At 67.2% G+C, this 14,072-nt stretch carries 14 protein-coding genes and 2 pseudogenes; 8 read left to right on the top strand and 8 right to left on the bottom strand.

Annotated elements, in window-relative coordinates:
* Positions 1-22 precede the first annotated feature (22 nt).
* The gene (locus tag AB0J24_RS27855) at positions 23-145 is read right to left on the bottom strand and encodes a hypothetical protein (protein ID WP_358686772.1); all 123 of its coding nucleotides are present in this window, start codon (positions 143-145) and stop codon (positions 23-25) included.
* A 529-nt stretch (positions 146-674) separates the two neighbouring features.
* Between AB0J24_RS27855 and AB0J24_RS27850 the strand changes: the two are divergent.
* The 3 genes and pseudogenes from AB0J24_RS27850 to AB0J24_RS27840 form a co-directional block, all read left to right on the top strand.
* Positions 675-952 (top strand): annotated as a pseudogene (locus tag AB0J24_RS27850) (helix-turn-helix domain-containing protein); the annotation flags it as partial.
* Positions 944-1,315 (top strand): transposase, encoded by a 372-nt coding sequence (locus AB0J24_RS27845; protein ID WP_358686799.1) that lies wholly within the window; start codon positions 944-946, stop codon positions 1,313-1,315. The pseudogene AB0J24_RS27850 and the gene AB0J24_RS27845, both read left to right, overlap by 9 nt.
* Before the next feature lie 4 nt (positions 1,316-1,319).
* Positions 1,320-2,276, top strand: a pseudogene (locus tag AB0J24_RS27840) (transposase); the annotation flags it as partial.
* Positions 2,277-2,424: 148 nt separating this feature from the next.
* On the opposite strand, the gene AB0J24_RS27835 reads toward AB0J24_RS27840, so the two are convergent.
* The 6 genes from AB0J24_RS27835 to AB0J24_RS27810 all read right to left on the bottom strand — a co-directional run bounded on the left by AB0J24_RS27835 (position 2,425) and on the right by AB0J24_RS27810 (position 8,376).
* The gene (locus AB0J24_RS27835; RefSeq protein ID WP_358686771.1) at positions 2,425-3,732 is read right to left on the bottom strand and encodes an MFS transporter; all 1,308 of its coding nucleotides are present in this window, start codon (positions 3,730-3,732) and stop codon (positions 2,425-2,427) included.
* Between the two features lie 287 nt (positions 3,733-4,019).
* Positions 4,020-5,126, bottom strand: a complete 1,107-nt coding sequence (locus AB0J24_RS27830; protein ID WP_358686769.1) for an LLM class flavin-dependent oxidoreductase — start codon at positions 5,124-5,126, stop codon at positions 4,020-4,022.
* Positions 5,127-5,172: 46 nt separating this feature from the next.
* A complete protein-coding gene (locus AB0J24_RS27825; RefSeq protein ID WP_358686767.1) occupies positions 5,173-5,577 on the bottom strand; it encodes a nuclear transport factor 2 family protein in 405 nt (134 codons plus the stop codon).
* A 9-nt stretch (positions 5,578-5,586) separates the two neighbouring features.
* On the bottom strand, positions 5,587-6,741 hold the full coding sequence (locus AB0J24_RS27820) for an LLM class flavin-dependent oxidoreductase (RefSeq protein ID WP_358686766.1): 1,155 nt from the start codon (positions 6,739-6,741) through the stop codon (positions 5,587-5,589).
* A 35-nt stretch (positions 6,742-6,776) separates the two neighbouring features.
* Complete coding sequence (ribB, locus tag AB0J24_RS27815; protein ID WP_358686765.1) at positions 6,777-7,877, bottom strand: 3,4-dihydroxy-2-butanone-4-phosphate synthase; 1,101 nt, start codon at positions 7,875-7,877, stop codon at positions 6,777-6,779.
* Position 7,878: 1 nt separating this feature from the next.
* Entirely contained in the window at positions 7,879-8,376 is a 498-nt protein-coding gene (locus AB0J24_RS27810) for a flavin reductase family protein (RefSeq protein WP_358686764.1), read from the bottom strand.
* Positions 8,377-8,653: 277 nt separating this feature from the next.
* Between AB0J24_RS27810 and AB0J24_RS27805 the strand changes: the two genes are divergently transcribed.
* From AB0J24_RS27805 to AB0J24_RS27795, 3 genes are read left to right on the top strand one after another with little or no spacing between them, the layout of a single operon-like run.
* Positions 8,654-9,130, top strand: a complete 477-nt coding sequence (locus AB0J24_RS27805) for a nuclear transport factor 2 family protein (RefSeq protein ID WP_358686763.1) — start codon at positions 8,654-8,656, stop codon at positions 9,128-9,130.
* Entirely contained in the window at positions 9,127-9,957 is an 831-nt protein-coding gene (locus AB0J24_RS27800) for an enoyl-CoA hydratase-related protein (protein ID WP_358686762.1), read from the top strand. The genes AB0J24_RS27805 and AB0J24_RS27800 overlap by 4 nt, the downstream gene beginning before the upstream one ends.
* On the top strand, positions 9,954-10,721 hold the full coding sequence (locus AB0J24_RS27795; protein ID WP_358686761.1) for an enoyl-CoA hydratase-related protein: 768 nt from the start codon (positions 9,954-9,956) through the stop codon (positions 10,719-10,721). Before AB0J24_RS27800 ends, AB0J24_RS27795 begins: the two co-directional genes overlap by 4 nt.
* Positions 10,722-10,763: 42 nt before the next feature.
* Here AB0J24_RS27795 and AB0J24_RS27790 read toward each other — a convergent pair whose 3' ends face one another.
* Positions 10,764-11,411, bottom strand: a complete 648-nt coding sequence (locus AB0J24_RS27790; RefSeq protein WP_358686760.1) for a TetR/AcrR family transcriptional regulator — start codon at positions 11,409-11,411, stop codon at positions 10,764-10,766.
* A gap of 203 nt (positions 11,412-11,614) precedes the next feature.
* Here AB0J24_RS27790 and AB0J24_RS27785 point away from each other — a divergent pair, with 203 nt between their 5' ends.
* Both AB0J24_RS27785 and AB0J24_RS27780 read left to right on the top strand, forming a co-directional pair.
* The gene (locus AB0J24_RS27785; protein ID WP_358686759.1) at positions 11,615-13,264 is read left to right on the top strand and encodes an AMP-binding protein; all 1,650 of its coding nucleotides are present in this window, start codon (positions 11,615-11,617) and stop codon (positions 13,262-13,264) included.
* Between the two features lie 113 nt (positions 13,265-13,377).
* The gene (locus AB0J24_RS27780) at positions 13,378-13,944 is read left to right on the top strand and encodes a carboxymuconolactone decarboxylase family protein (RefSeq protein WP_358686758.1); all 567 of its coding nucleotides are present in this window, start codon (positions 13,378-13,380) and stop codon (positions 13,942-13,944) included.
* The last annotated feature ends 128 nt before the right edge of the window (positions 13,945-14,072 follow it).

The raw sequence follows: 14,072 nt of genomic DNA, 5'->3' as shown, positions 1-14,072 counted from the left end.
GGCGCCGGTGTGTCCAGGTCGGTCACCGGGACCCGTCGAGCAGTACGGCGCCGCGCCGGAGGTGCTGGTGCAACCGCTCCTCGGGAACCCCGGCGGCGAGGGCTCGTGCCCACACGGTCGGTGCCGTCTCGCCCCGCTCGCTCACACAACCCGTCCTCTCCGTACCCGCCGGCGGCCATGATCGACTCCACCCGACCTGGTGTCCCCGAGTCGTCGCCCCGCAACTCCACACCGCGCCGACCCCGCCGCGCGAGACCGGTCCGTCGTGGGGGCAGCCGATCCGGTGTTGGTCGCGGTCGAGCCGCTCAGGACCCGGGCGAGCGTCGACTCCGCGGCGTCGAAGCGGGCGTCGGTGCGCTGCTCCTGCGCCTCGAGCCGGGTGTTCACCGCGGTGAACGCGGCCGTACATGGAACTCGTCGACGGCTCCGGAAGTTGCCGTGGGCGTGTCCCCACGTGGCCGGCCGACCCCCGGGTAGTCCACCTTCGAGAGTTCAGCTGCGTCCCGCAGTTCAGCGGGGTGGTGACGGGCCGCCGGCACAGCGTCGACCTACGCGCCGAGAGCTGAGGCTGCCCGGACTGCCCAGTTCAGCGGTAGTCGGCCCCAGGTATCATCGGATCCTGAACTCTGGCCCCGGGCGTTCCGGGAATCTTGACCCCTCCTGACGCTGGGGAGGTGTTGAACGTGGAGGACTGGGCGGAGATCCGTCGGTTGCACCTGGCTGAGGGTGTGCCGATCAAGGAGATCGCTCGGCGGTTCGGGTCGCCCGGAACACGGTGCGGGCGGCGTTGCGCTCGGACGGGGCGCCGAAGTATCAGAGGGTGGCGCGGGGCTCGGTCGCCGACGCCTACGAGCCGCAGGTGCGCGCCCTGCTGGTGCAGTGGCCGAGGCTGCCCGGGCCGGTGGTCGCGGCGGGGATCGGCTGGCCCTACTCCGAGGAGCCGTTGAAGAAGCCGGCGCCGACACCGTCGGACAGGACACCCGCGGCGACGACGCCGGGAAGAAGGTCAACGGGCGGAAGCGGTTCATCGCCCACGGTCACCCTCGGCCTGCTGCTCACCACCATGGTGTGCTCAGTCTCGGTGCAGGACCGCGACGGCGCCAAACCGATCCTGCTCGAGCTCTACCTGCGCACCCGGGTGCGGTTCGTCTATGTCGATGCCGGGTTCGCCGGACGCCTGCTCGCCTGGGCGACCACGATCCTGCAGACGACGGTCGAGGTCGTCCGCAAGCCGCCTGAGCAGCGCGGATTCGCCGTCCTCCCGCGCCGCTGGGTGGTCGAGCGGTCCCTGGCCTGGCTCACTGCACACCGGTGACACGACCCCGGATGGGATGCAGCGGCTGCTCAATTCCGCGACCTGGGATGTCGACGGTGTCTGCGACGACCTGCGGGATTACGTCGTGGAGCACCTCGGCGAGTCCCAGTGGGGTGTTGATCGTCGATGAGACCGGGTTCTTGAAGAAGGGGACGAAGTCGGCGGGGGTGCAGCGCCAGTACTCGGGCACCGCCGGGCGGGTGGCGAACTGTCAGCTCGGGGTGTTCTGCACCTATGCCACGAGCAAGGGCTGCACGCTGATCGACCGCGAGCTGTACCTGCCGAAGCCCTGGACCGGTGACCGGGCCCGGTGCCGGGCCCCGCAGCGTGGGTGACCGCGGAGGAGGCATATGGGCAGGACTACAAGTTCCGCACCTGGTGCGAGCACCGCCGGATCGGATACGTCGTCGCGGTTCCGCGCAGTCAGTCCATCCCGTTGTCCCTGGACGCCGACATCTCCCAGCTCAGCGGCTCACGACGGGCCGACGACCTGGTCGCCCGCGCTCCCGAACGGGCATGGAAGCGCCGCTCAGCCGGTCCGGATGTGAAGGGACAACGGTTCTACGACTGGGCCGTGGCCTCGCTGTATTTGCCCGACAACGCCCCGGCCGGATGGGGGCGCTGGCTGCTGATGCGCCGCCAGATCCTCACCGACGCACAGATCACCGCCGGCGAGGACCCCGAGTTGGCCTACTACCTGTGCGCCGGACCGCTCGGCACCACCGACGACGACCTCATTCGAGTCGCCGGCGCGCGCTGGGCGATCGAGGAGTGCTTCCAGACCGCGAAGAACGAGGTCGGACTCGACCACTACCAGGTGCGTCGCTACGACGCCTGGTACCGCCACATCACCCTTGCGATGCTCGCCCACGCCTACCTCTCGGTCACCGCGGCAATCGCCCCAAAAGACCTGATAGCGGGCTCATCCCGCTCACCCTCGCCGAACTCCGACGTCTCCTGACACCTCTGATCCACATCCCCGCCCGGGCCCTGGGCTGGGCCTGGTCGATCTGGCGTCGCCGTCACCAACACCGAGCCCGCGACAGCCACTACCGACGCCGCGGACGACATACTTAACGACGTGCGGCTGGAGTACTAAGTCGGCATGATCAGTCCTGCAGCGGGTCGAGGTGGGATGTGCGGCCCCGGACCGACAGGAGCGTGACCAAGGTGATCAGGCTGCAGCCAATGGTGTAGTAGGCCGCGGCTAGCGAGGTGCCGGTCGCGGACACAATCGCTGTGATCACGAAAGGCGCGGTGCCACCGAACAAGGCAACCGACAGCGCGTAGGCCAGCGACACCCCGGTGACACGCGTCCGGGTCGGGAACTGTTCGGAGAGCAGCGCCGGCAGTGGGCCGCCGACCAAGCCAATGAGCCCACCCGCGATGATCAGCGCGAGCAGTGCCGGGCCGAAGCCACTGCCTAGCATGAGGAACAGCGGGTACGACAGGACGGTTGTGGCGATCGTGCCGGTCAGCATGACTGCGCGGCGGCCCACGCGATCCGACCACGCTCCGGCGAAGGGAATCACCAGCCCGGCGACGCACCCGTTGATCAGTGTCAGCAGGTAGGACTGGGCCAGAGGCATCCCGAGCGTGTCCGACAGGTAGGTCGGCATGAGCACCATGAAGGTGTAACCGGTGCAGGAGTAGACGACCACGATGCCGACGGTCGTGGCGACCTGTTTGAGAAGCCCGCCGGCGGGGGGTACAGAAGCGGACGGTTCGCTGGAGGGTCGGGCGGAGCGGGTGAACACGGGGGTCTCGTCGACTCGCATCCGGAGGTAGAGCGCGATCAGTCCGAGGGGCGCTGCGACGAGGAAACCGATTCGCCACCCCCAGGAGAGCATCGCTTCCTCGCTGAAGATAGAGATCAGCAGGGTGGCCATGCCCGCTCCTGCCACGAATCCCATCACGGTCGTGAAGAACGACCACGAGCCATACAGGCCTCGTCTGCCGGGTGGCGCGTACTCGACCATGAGCGACACCGCTCCGCCGAACTCGCCCCCACCGGCGAGGCCCTGGACCATGCGCAACAGCGTCAGCAGAAGTGGAGCCCAGATCCCGATCACGGCGTAGGTCGGCAGAACACCGATCAGCGCGGTGGCGGTCGACATCAGCGTGATAACCAAGACCAGGACAGGGCGGCGCCCGAGCCGATCGGCCAGGCGCCCGAACACGGCGGCGCCGACCGGCCGAAGGAAGAAGGCGAGCGCGAAGAGTGTGAAAGTGGCCAGGAGACCGGCGGTGCTGTCGGCGGTGGGGAAGAACAGAACCGCGATGAGCGGGGCCATGTATCCGTAGAGCGAGTATTCGTACCACTCGACGAGGTTGCCCATCGACCCGGCGAGCAGCGCTCGCCGGGACGCGCGGGCGTCGAGCGTCTCCGAGGTCCCAGACGCCGAACTGCTGGTCATATCGCTTTCTCCGGGGTCCATAGTGTGCTCAACGGGACGCGGACGAGGCCGGGTGACAAGCGGGGTCTTGAGCCAGGACCAGTGGGGGACCTGACGGTGCCGGGGTGGCTTGTGTGGCCCGCGGGTGTCGCAGTGTCGTCGACCCCATCGGCTGATGACGCATGCGCCGCGCGACCCACCTCGCGGTGGAGTGCTCTCCCGTACGAGTGGGGGGTAACGGCCGTGAGTCCGCGCGGGCCGGGGCCAAACCCCGACCCGGCCCGCGCGACGTCACGTAGGACGGGTGGTCACGCGCTGCCTGTAGAGCTGAACGGCAGCTGAATCTTCGGCGCGACCTCCTGGGCGATGAGCTGCAGTGACTGGAACCACGGCGACGGGTCGTCCATGTAGTCGTGTGTCTCGACCTGCAGTACGCCCCAGCCGCCGGTGAACTCGTAGAGCTTGTTGAGCTTGTCGATCACCGTCTCCGGGGAGCCGACGACCCAGACGTTGTCGCAGATCCATTCGAGGTCGACGTCGGCCTTGGTGGCGCCGACGTCGCTCATGTAGCCCTCGAGCATTCCGAACCGTTCCCAGATGGGCCACAGGTAGCGCTCGAACGCGTACCCGATCCCGCCCTCCATCGCGAGCTTCTTGGCTTCTTTGTCGGTGTCGGCGACGAACACGGTCTGCGAGACGTGGTAGCGCGACCGGTCCGGGACGTGCCCGTTCTCCAGGGCGGCCTTCTCGTAGGTCTCCCAATGTGTCTTGAGGATCGATGAACCCGAGTAGATCGATACCGGCATGAACCCGCGCTCACCGGCGAACCGGATCGAGGGCGAGTTCACCGACAGCCCGGTGACGGCGATGTCCAGCTTGCCGCCCCAGGGGCTGTAGTCGGCGAGCTTGTGGTCGTCGTGTCCGAGGCCGTCATCGACCTCCTCGGGGTAGCCAGCGTTCCAGAATTCACCCTCGTAGAAGAAGGGTTCGCGCTTCCAGATCTTCTCCATGATCTCGAGCGATTCACGGACGCGCTTAGGGTTGTTCTGCAGGTCTTTAATCCCGTGGAGGTACGACGCCTGCGGGTAGGCGCCCGCTCCGATGCCGAGGAAGTAGCGGCCCTCGAGGATCTGGGAGAGCCATCCGACCTGGATGGCAAGGTCGGCAGGGTGGTGGTGGGGCAGCAGGTGGGCCATGGGAGCGAACTTGATCCGCTCGGTCTGGGGGGCGGCGGCAGCGATGACCAGCTCGGGGGTGGGGATGCACTCCCACTTCTGGGTTGCGTGTTCGGCCACCATGAACTCGGTGAAGCCGGCCTTGTCGGCCTCCCGGGCGTTGGCCAGAGCCCAGTCGAAAGTCTGGCGCGAGCTGCGCTCCGGGCGCATGTAGGGGATGTGGATGAGTCCGGATTCCATCGGGTATCTGCTCTCCTCGTTGCTGGACGTCGTTGTTCAGGTGGGGTCAGCCGCCGAAGAAGATGTCCTTGGCATGCTGGGTATCGAGGTACTCGTGTACCTCGGCGATGCGCCCGTCGGGCGCGACACGGAACAGGAAGTGGCATCGCGGGTTGTAGACCCGGCCGTCCTTGAGCTCCGCGTACGAGTCGGCCTCGACGGCGACCGAGTCGCCTTCGGCGACCATCGATCGTGGTGTGATGCGCAGCGGGGCGGCGTAGACGTCGGCCACCCCGCCGATCAGCGCTCCGAACCCGGCCTTGTCGTAGGAGCCGGACATCCCGTCGAGCCTGCCCGACACCCACCAGGTGACATCGTCGGTGAGTGCGGCGAGGGTCTTGTCGGGGTTGCCTTCGGAGAAGATCTCCAGGAACCGGGTCACCGCTGCCTTGTTGTCGTCGGTGCTGGGCATCGTTGCCTCCTAGACGAGGGTTCCGTCGGGTGCCTTGCTGGAGAAGCGGGGCGCGACCTGCTCGGCGAAGCGCACCAGTTCCTCATTCTGTCTGCCGGGTTCGAGGTGCCCCTGGCCGAACATCAGGAAGCACTCGTTGAACCCGAGACGGTCATGAGCCTGCTCGATCTGGCGGGAGATGTCGTCGGGTGTGCCGATGAGCACGTTCGGGAACTGCTGGCCGTGCGGGATGAACCACTTGTCCCAGAACCAGCGGTGCTCGGCCTCGAGTTCCTGCGCCTCCTGCTTGGAGTCGGTCAGGATGAGGAATCCGCCCCAGGCTCCGACGTCTTCGCGGGCGACGTCGCGGCCGGCCTTCTTGGCGGTCTCGGTGTAGCGGTTCCATAGGGCGTCGCAGAAGTCGAGGTCGTTGGCGAACACGATCTGCTTGCCGCCCTCGCGGGCCCACATGTCGACGGTGCGCATCGAGTAGGCGAAGGCACCGTAGAGCTTGGGGTGGGGATCGGTGTAGGGGCGCGGGGCGATGCCGATCTCGCGGACGATTCCGTTCTCGTCCTGGCCTGCCCCGAACTCGGCGTAGCCGGGGTGGCCCGCCGAGCCGCCTTCGGGTGGGTACTCCCAGTACTTGCCCTTGTGGGAGAATATCGGGTTCTCCCAGGCCTTCTTCACGATCTGGACGGACTCCTCGAAGATCTCCCGGTTGATCGCGTCCTGCTCGTTCTTGGCCTTGGCGTGAGCGACGTTGGTCGCGCCGATCCCGCGGATCGCAGCGTAGGCATCGACCCAGCGAGCGTGATATCCGCGGGTGAACCCCACGATCAACCGGCCCTGCAGCATGTGGTCCAGCGTCGCGATCTCCTCGGCCACCCGCACGGGATTGTGGGTGGGTAGGACATATCCCAGCAGGCCAGCCTTCAGCCGCTTGGCGTGCAGACCCACATAGGCTCCCAGCATGCCGGGGTGGTTGGTGATCTCGAAGCCTTCGATCTGCAAGTGGTGCTCGGGCGAGCAGTAGGCGTCGTAACCGAGTTCGTCGGCGAGCTGGATGTAGCCGCGCATTTCCTCGAGGAAGCGCTGGTAGAGCTCTGGGCGTTGACCGGCCATGCCGGCCTCGAGCTCGTGGCGGCGCCCGATCACGCCGGTTTGCATGAGACTGAACTTCACAGGGCGGTACTCCTCCTCGTGGCAGGATGGGCGGCTCAGGCGACTTCGTCGGTGGCGCCCGTGCAGGTGGACGGGATCACGCGATCCAGGGCCGCCCGCAACGCGACCGGGTTGTGCAGGTGGCGGATCGACCGGACACCGAGGTCGTTGAGGACTGCGGTTGCGATCGCGACCATCGACGAGCCCCCCGGGGGTTCGCACAGATCACGGCACGGTGCCTTGTCATGGAGCTGGGCCACGTGGACCGACCGAGCTGGTGGCCTCAGGTAGATCAGGACGCCGCGGCGCGCCTTTGCAAGTTCGGTCATGGCGGCGTCGAGCCGGGCGGCGCAGCTACAGTGACGGGAGCCGAACACGTCACCGAGGACGCACTCGACGTGGACGTGGACCGGGACCTGGGCGCCGGCCGGGTCGCCGGTCACCAGGGCCAGGTGCTCGCCCTGATCGAGAAGGCTGCGGTAGCCGAAGGCGCGCCAGTCGCCGACGCGTGCCGGCAACCCAGTGACCACGACCCGCTCGACCTGATCCTCGGTGCGGCGTCGGTAGGCGATCAGCTCTTCGATACTGATCATCGCCAGGCCGTGCTCAGCGGCGAAATCCACCAGCTCCGGGCGACGCGCCATGCGGTCGGGCCAGCGGGTGCTGACGATCTCACACAGCACCCCTACGGGAGTCAGACCGGCGAGCCGGGTCAGGTCGACCGCGGCCTCGGTGTGCCCGGCACGCTCGAGAACCCCACCGGGACGAGCGGCGAGCGGGACCACGTGCCCGGGACGCACGAAGTCGCCTGGGTGAGCCGATCCTGAGGCAAGCAGTCGCGCGGTCCGGGCGCGATCCCGCGCGGAGATGCCGGTGCCGACACCATCGGCGGCGTCGACAGTGACCCGGTAGGCCGTCCCGAAGGAGTCCTGGCCCACCGGATGGAGAGGGGGAAGATCCAATTCGTCGCAGCGTTGATGAGGGAGCGCGACGCAAACGAACCCGGAGGTGTGGCGCACCAGGAAGGCCATCGTCGACTGATTCACCGCCTCGGCAGCGACGATGAGATCACCCTCGTCCTCCCGGTCCTCGCCATCGACCACCACCACCGGTCGCCCGACAGCCAGCTCCGCCAGGGCCTGCTCGATCGTCTCCATCTCAGACCGCCATCAGTTGTCGGAACCGGCTGCCGTGGAACACCAACGGCGCCCGGTCGGGGCGGGCCCGCACACCGTGGATCTGGAGAAGGACAACGGAGTGGTCCCCGGCCGGGACCTCCATGTGCACCGAGCACTCCAGCCAGGCGACGGCACCGTGCACCAGCAGCCCCCCGCCCGGGGTCACTTCCCACGCCAGGTCGGCGAACCGATCCCGCTGCTTGGCTGCGAGCCGTACGGCCGCTGAGTCCTGGTCCTCCCCGAGCACACTCACCCCCAACCGGGGCAGCTCGCGCCACCGGGGCCAGGTCGTCGAGGTGTTCTGCACGCACAACGACACCAGCGCCGGCGTCATCGACACCGAGGTGAACGAGCTGGCCACAATGCCCACCGGTCCACCACCCGAGAGCGCACACACGGCGGTCACCCCGCTGGGGAAACAGCCGTACACACTGCGCAGCTGCAGGGGGTCACCGCTGACGGTGTCAAGATCGATCATGCAGGCCTCTCCTTCGAGGTCATCCGGCGCTCCGAGCGCCTCGTCGTGATCGCGACCACGAAGCTATCTACGTCAACGTAAACTGTCAACGCGCCCCGACCAAGTTCCTGAACTGCGACAATGCGTTGCAGACTCATCAAGTCTGAGCGTTGACCGTTTACATGGCTGTAGATAGTCTGCCGAGCACGATCGCTCGCAGAGGGGCAGTGACCGTGGCTGCACGGAGCCTGATCGGCGCACCACGAGAGCCCCTCCATCATCGACCCGGAGGAAGTTCGTGACGACGACCGAGAAGTCAACCGAGGCGCTCGTGGCCGAACTGGCCGAGACCGAGAAAGTGCACCGGCTGCTGTTCGACTACGCCTTCCACCTCGACATGAACCACCCCGACGAGATCGCGGAGCTGTTTACCGAAGACTGCTACGTCGCCTACGGGCCGGACTTCGGCGCCGAGGGCCGAGCCGCGTACCGAGAAACCTTGTCGGGGATCGGCAGCTTCTTCGCCGCCACCAGCCACCACGTCTCCAACATCGTGGTGGACTTCGGCCCCGACCTGGCCACTGCGACCGTGCGCTCGGTGCTCTACGCGTGGCACAAGTACACCAAGGACCGCCCGGACGGGCACTTCTTCGGCCAGTACCACGACGAGCTGGTCAAGGTCGATGGCCAGTGGCGCTTCGCCCGCCGCGAGCTGCGCGCGTCGGGAGTCGTCGACTTCCACGTCAAGAAGCAGATCCCGATCGGGCGGGCATGACCGAGTCGGACACGCTCCCCGACTACCGCAACATCCGGATAGACCACGCCGGCTCGCTGTCCTGGATCGTGCTCAACCGACCCGACAAGGCCAACGCCCTGTCCAACGACATGCTCGACGAGTTCAGCCACGCCCTTACCCGGCTCGCCACCACCGGCGGGCCGATCATCGGGATCCGCGGCGAGGGCAAGGGGTTCTGCGCCGGGTACGACATCGACCAGGTCGGCACGCCCAAGGCCGCGGACCCCGTCGCGGACCGGGAACGGTTGGCCCGCAACGTGGACCGCTACCTGGCCATCTGGGACCACCCCAAACCGGTGATCGCCGCGGTACACGGCTACTGCATCGCCGGCGCCACCCAGCTGTGCGTGTTCTGCGACATGACGATCGTCGCCGACGACGCCCGGATCGGCGAACCGGCGCTGCCCCTGGGTGGTGGCTACATCGCGCCGCTGTGGGCGCCGCTAGTCGGCCCGAAACGAGCCAAGGAGCTGGCCTTCCTGCCTGGCCACGCGATCGACGGCCGCACAGCGGTCGAGTGGGGCTGGGCCAACCACGCCGTCCCATCCGGGCAGGTGGTCTCGACCGTCGAGGCCATGGCAGCACAGATGGCCAAGATCCCGGCCGACGTGCTGCGCATCAAGAAGCTTTCGATCAACCGCACGATGGACGCCATGGGCGTACGCACCGCCGCCGCCCAGGTACCCGAGATGGACGCCCTGCTGCACCTGTCGCCCTCAGTGCTGCAGCTGCGGGAATGGATCGGCGAGGTCGGCCTCAAGTCGGCGATCGCCGAGTTCCGCACACCTACCGGAGGACACGAGTGAGCATCACGTTCACCAAGGACGGCCACGTCGCCCGCGTCACCCTCGACAACCCCAAGGCGCTCAACGCGATCTCCCCCGCGATGGACGACGCGCTGGCCGCGGCCTGGACCGAGATCGACAACGACCCGGAGATCTGGGTCGCGATCCTCGACGCCACACCAGGAAAGGCGTTCTGCTCCGGTGCTGACGTCTCCGGCGGCACCGACCGCAACCGGCGCATGGCACTCGGTGGCGGACTGACCGGCGTCGGCGGCCCGCAATATCACCTACGTACCCCGCTGATCGCCGCAGTGCACGGCTACGTCATCGGTGGCGGCTTCGAACTGGCCATGTGCGCCGACATCATCGTCGCCGCCGAAGACGCCCAGTTCTTCATCCCCGAGGTCAAGGCCGGCATCATCGGCGAGGCCGGGATCATCCACCGCGCGATCCGACAGCTTCCCCACCACATCGCCATGGGCATGATCCTCACCGGAGACCGGCTACCCGCGGCAGAGGCCGGACGTTACGGCCTCGTCAACGAGGTCGTGCCGGTCGACGAACTCCCCGCCGCCGCGGACCGTTGGGCAACCAAGATCATCAGCTGTGCGCCCCTCGCGGTGCAGGCCGCAAAGGACGCGGCGCTGCGCGGGCTCGGCATGCCGCTGGAGCAGGCACTGACCACACGGTACGAACCCATCGAGGCCTACGCCGGCACCAAGGACCAGCTCGAAGGCATCACGGCCTTCGCCGAGAAGCGCAAACCGGTCTGGACCGGCCGCTAGAAGCGGACCAAGATGGCCTGACGGGCAGGTCTGCGCCACCAGTCACGAGGAGCGGCGCAGGCCGTCGAAGAAGATGGCGGAGAAGGTGTCGACGGTCTGCTGTGCGGTGTACTTCCGGTCCCCCGGTTTGAACCATCGATGAGTCCAGTTCACCATCCCGAACAATGTCCGCACTACCAGCGGCACCGACAGATCCGACCGGAACTCGCCCGCCCGCATTCCCGAGGTGATGATGTCAGCGACGATCTGTTCGAATCGGCGGGTCTTGCGGACCATGTCTTTAGCCCAGGGAGTGGATTGGAAAGCCACCTTCCCCATGTCTTCCTGAATGTAGACATACACGTAGGGGTAATTCGCCTCGTAGGAGGTGACCTGCAGATGGATCAGCTGATGGAGCTTCTCGTGAGCGGTGATGTCCAAGCCAGCGATGCGGGTTGCCTCGGCGAGGTTCTCGTCCAGGACCTTCTTGGCTGTGGCCTGGAAGACCTCCTGGAAGATCTCGTCCTTGCTGGCGAAGTAGTAGTAGATGGCTGCACGGTCGGTGCCGAAGCGGGCGGCGATGTCGTTCAGAGTGGCCGCCTCGAAACCCTTCTCCTTGAAGACGTCGCCAGCGATCTGCAGCAGCTCGCTGCGCTTCGCATGGTACGCGGCCCCGCCCTCGACCCGGGCGCTTCGTCGTCGCTTCGACAACCCGCTTCCTCCGGCAGACTCAGGAGGGCGCCGAGCGGGAGTTCCCATGAACGAACCCTACCACCGGGATTGACTGAAATAGCCTCGCCCCGCCCCCCAGCCGGGGACGCTATTACGTCGACTCCACGGCATTCCCATTTTCGCGAGATGTATGACCGCAGGAGGAACGCATGAGTGCTACAGGCGCACGGGCGGCACGCTGGGTGGAGGTCTCACCGATCGGTGACCTGCTCGTCCGCTCCGCGGCCGAGCATCCTGACCGGACGGCGCTGGTGTTGCCCCACCTGAGGGTCAGCTACGCCGAGCTGCTGTCCGGAGCCCGGCACGTCGCCCGTGGACTCCTCGCAGCGGGGGTCCGGCCTGGCGAGCACGTCGCCCTGCTCGCCCCGAACGGCCTCGAGTACGTCGAGGCGTTCTTCGGGGTGAGCCTTCTGGGCGCCGTCGTGGTGCCGCTCAACGCCCGTCACCGCGCCGAAGAACTCGGCCACGTGATCGACAACGGCGACGTCGTGGCCCTGCTGACCACGGACGTGGACGGTCAGTACAGCGACCTGGCCGGTGCCCTGCGCGCCGGCCTCCCGTCGCTGGCACACGCCCCAGACCCCACCCAGCTGAAGCTGCCCGAGGCGCCCCGGCTCCGCGCGGCGATACTGCTGGCAGGCGAATCCAGCCCTGGGTTTCTGCCGCGATCGCGTTTCGACGAACTCGCGGAGCGCATCGATCCCGCCCAGATCGAGGCGCTCCGGGCGCGAGTGCGGCTGCGCGACACCGGCGCCATCATGTACACCTCCGGAACGACCGCCAATCCCAAGGGCTGCGTCCTGACTCACGAAGCCATGACCCGGGGACCGGTCGAACGAGCTCGCTTTCGCCTCGGAACCGGTGAACACGACATCACCTGGTCACCCGGCCCCCTTTTCCACATCGGCACGCTCGCCCCCTTCCTGGGCGTGATCGGCACAGCCGGGACGTTCGTGACCGATGTGCACTTCGACCCCGCCCGAGCGCTCGACCTGCTCACGGGCGAGCGCGTGACCGTCGCGTTCCCATGGTTCCCCGCGCTCATACAACCGCTGCTCGACCACCCCGACTTCGACGCCACCGCGCTGTCAGCTATACGCTCGCTTCTCCTCATCGGGCCCAGCGTGCTGCTCGAGCGCGTACAGGCCCTGCTGCCTCAGTGCGAACTGGTCGCGGCCTGTGGAATGACCGAGACAGCAGGCATCTATGCGATCAGCGACCCCGACGACGACGTCGACCTACGTGCCCGTGCACAGGGCAAAGCGTGCCCGGGCATGGAGATCCGCATCGTCGACGTCGACACCGGCGCCGATGTCGGCCCCGGTGTGATCGGTGAGATCCTCGTCCGCGGTTACTCGATCATGGAGGGCTACTACCGGGACTCCGCCAAAACCGCAGGTACCCTCGACGCCGACGGCTGGTTGCACACCGGAGACCTCTACAGCTTCACCCCCGAGGGGCAGGTCGCGTTCCACGGGCGACTCAAGGACATGCTCAAGGTCGGCGGTGAGAACGTCGCCGCAGTAGAGATCGAATCCTTCCTCGCCCGGCACCCCGCGGTGGAATGGGTCGAGGTCGTCGGCCGACCCGACCCTCGGCTGGACGAGGTGCCCGTAGCCTTCGTCGAGCTCAAGGACGGTCAGCTGGCCACCGAGACCGAGCTGATGGAGTTCTGCACCGACCGCATCGCCCGCTACAAGGTTCCGCGAGCGGTGCACTTCATTACCGCCGACGAGTGGCCGCGATCCGCCACCAAGATCAACAAGAACGAGCTGCGTGCCCGAGTCGCCGATCTACAGTCCCAGCTCACTGAGGCCGGGAGCAACAAGTGAACCGACAGATTGCGGACCGACCCCACGACGCGACCGAGCTCACCGACATCCGAGCCGTCGCGGAAGAGCTCCTGACAGCTGTGCCGGACGGGGCGCCACTCGGGTCCGAGGCCATGGCACTGATCACACTGGGCGTGCACGCCTCGGTGAGCACCCTGGACCCGGCCGGGACCGAGGACGCGATCCGCACCGCCCTCGACGCCGGTGTCACCCCCGCCCAGATCCACGAGACGCTGGTCGTGGTGTCCGGTCTCGGTGTGCATACCCTGATGGTCGGCTCCCGGCAGCTGTCGGCGGTATTGCGCGAACGGGGAGCCCCGGAAGCTCCGCCGGATGAGGCCCGCGCTGCACTAAGAGCCCGCCTTCCAGGCGACAGCCCCTTCTGGCGCGAGTTCGAACGCGAAGTCCCCGGGTTCCTCGACGCTCTGCTCGAGCACTCACCCGAGGCCTACGAAGCGTTCTTCGCCTACTGCGCCGTCCCCTGGCGAACCAGCGCTGTATCCGCTCAGGTCAAGGAACTCGTAGCCATGGCCTGCGACGCCACGCCGACGCACCGATTCCTCCCCGGGATGCGCCTGCACCTGGCCAACGCCGTCCGGCTCGGAGCAGGACGAGGAGCGATCAGAACGACGCTGAAAGTCGCCGGACACGCACCATTCCACCCGGGCGTACGGTCCTGAGCCCAGCACCACATGACTGAAGTGACACCCGTTAGCCGGACACCTCGTTCTGTGTCGTGAGCTGCTGCTCGTAGGTCGCGGGGCTGAGGTTGCCCAGCCGGGAGTGACGGCGCAACGGGTTGTAGAAC

Source organism: Pseudonocardia sp. NPDC049635, assembly GCF_040659795.1.
GTDB lineage: Bacteria > Actinomycetota > Actinomycetes > Mycobacteriales > Pseudonocardiaceae > Pseudonocardia.
The sequence above is the reverse complement of the archived record's forward strand: the minus strand, read 5'-3'. Positions and strand labels throughout refer to the sequence as shown.

Excerpts from the sequence above, each read along its gene's own strand:
- AB0J24_RS27835 (WP_358686771.1), bottom strand. The coding sequence starts at position 3,732 with ATGACCAGCAGTTCGGCGTCTGGGACCTCGGAGACGCTCGACGCCCGC.
- AB0J24_RS27780 (WP_358686758.1), top strand. The coding sequence starts at position 13,378 with ATGGCACTGATCACACTGGGCGTGCACGCCTCGGTGAGCACCCTGGAC.
- AB0J24_RS27800 (WP_358686762.1), top strand. The coding sequence starts at position 9,127 with ATGACCGAGTCGGACACGCTCCCCGACTACCGCAACATCCGGATAGAC.
- AB0J24_RS27825 (WP_358686767.1), bottom strand. The coding sequence starts at position 5,577 with ATGCCCAGCACCGACGACAACAAGGCAGCGGTGACCCGGTTCCTGGAG.
- AB0J24_RS27830 (WP_358686769.1), bottom strand. The coding sequence starts at position 5,126 with ATGGAATCCGGACTCATCCACATCCCCTACATGCGCCCGGAGCGCAGC.
- AB0J24_RS27810 (WP_358686764.1), bottom strand. The coding sequence starts at position 8,376 with ATGATCGATCTTGACACCGTCAGCGGTGACCCCCTGCAGCTGCGCAGT.
- ribB (WP_358686765.1), bottom strand. The coding sequence starts at position 7,877 with ATGGAGACGATCGAGCAGGCCCTGGCGGAGCTGGCTGTCGGGCGACCG.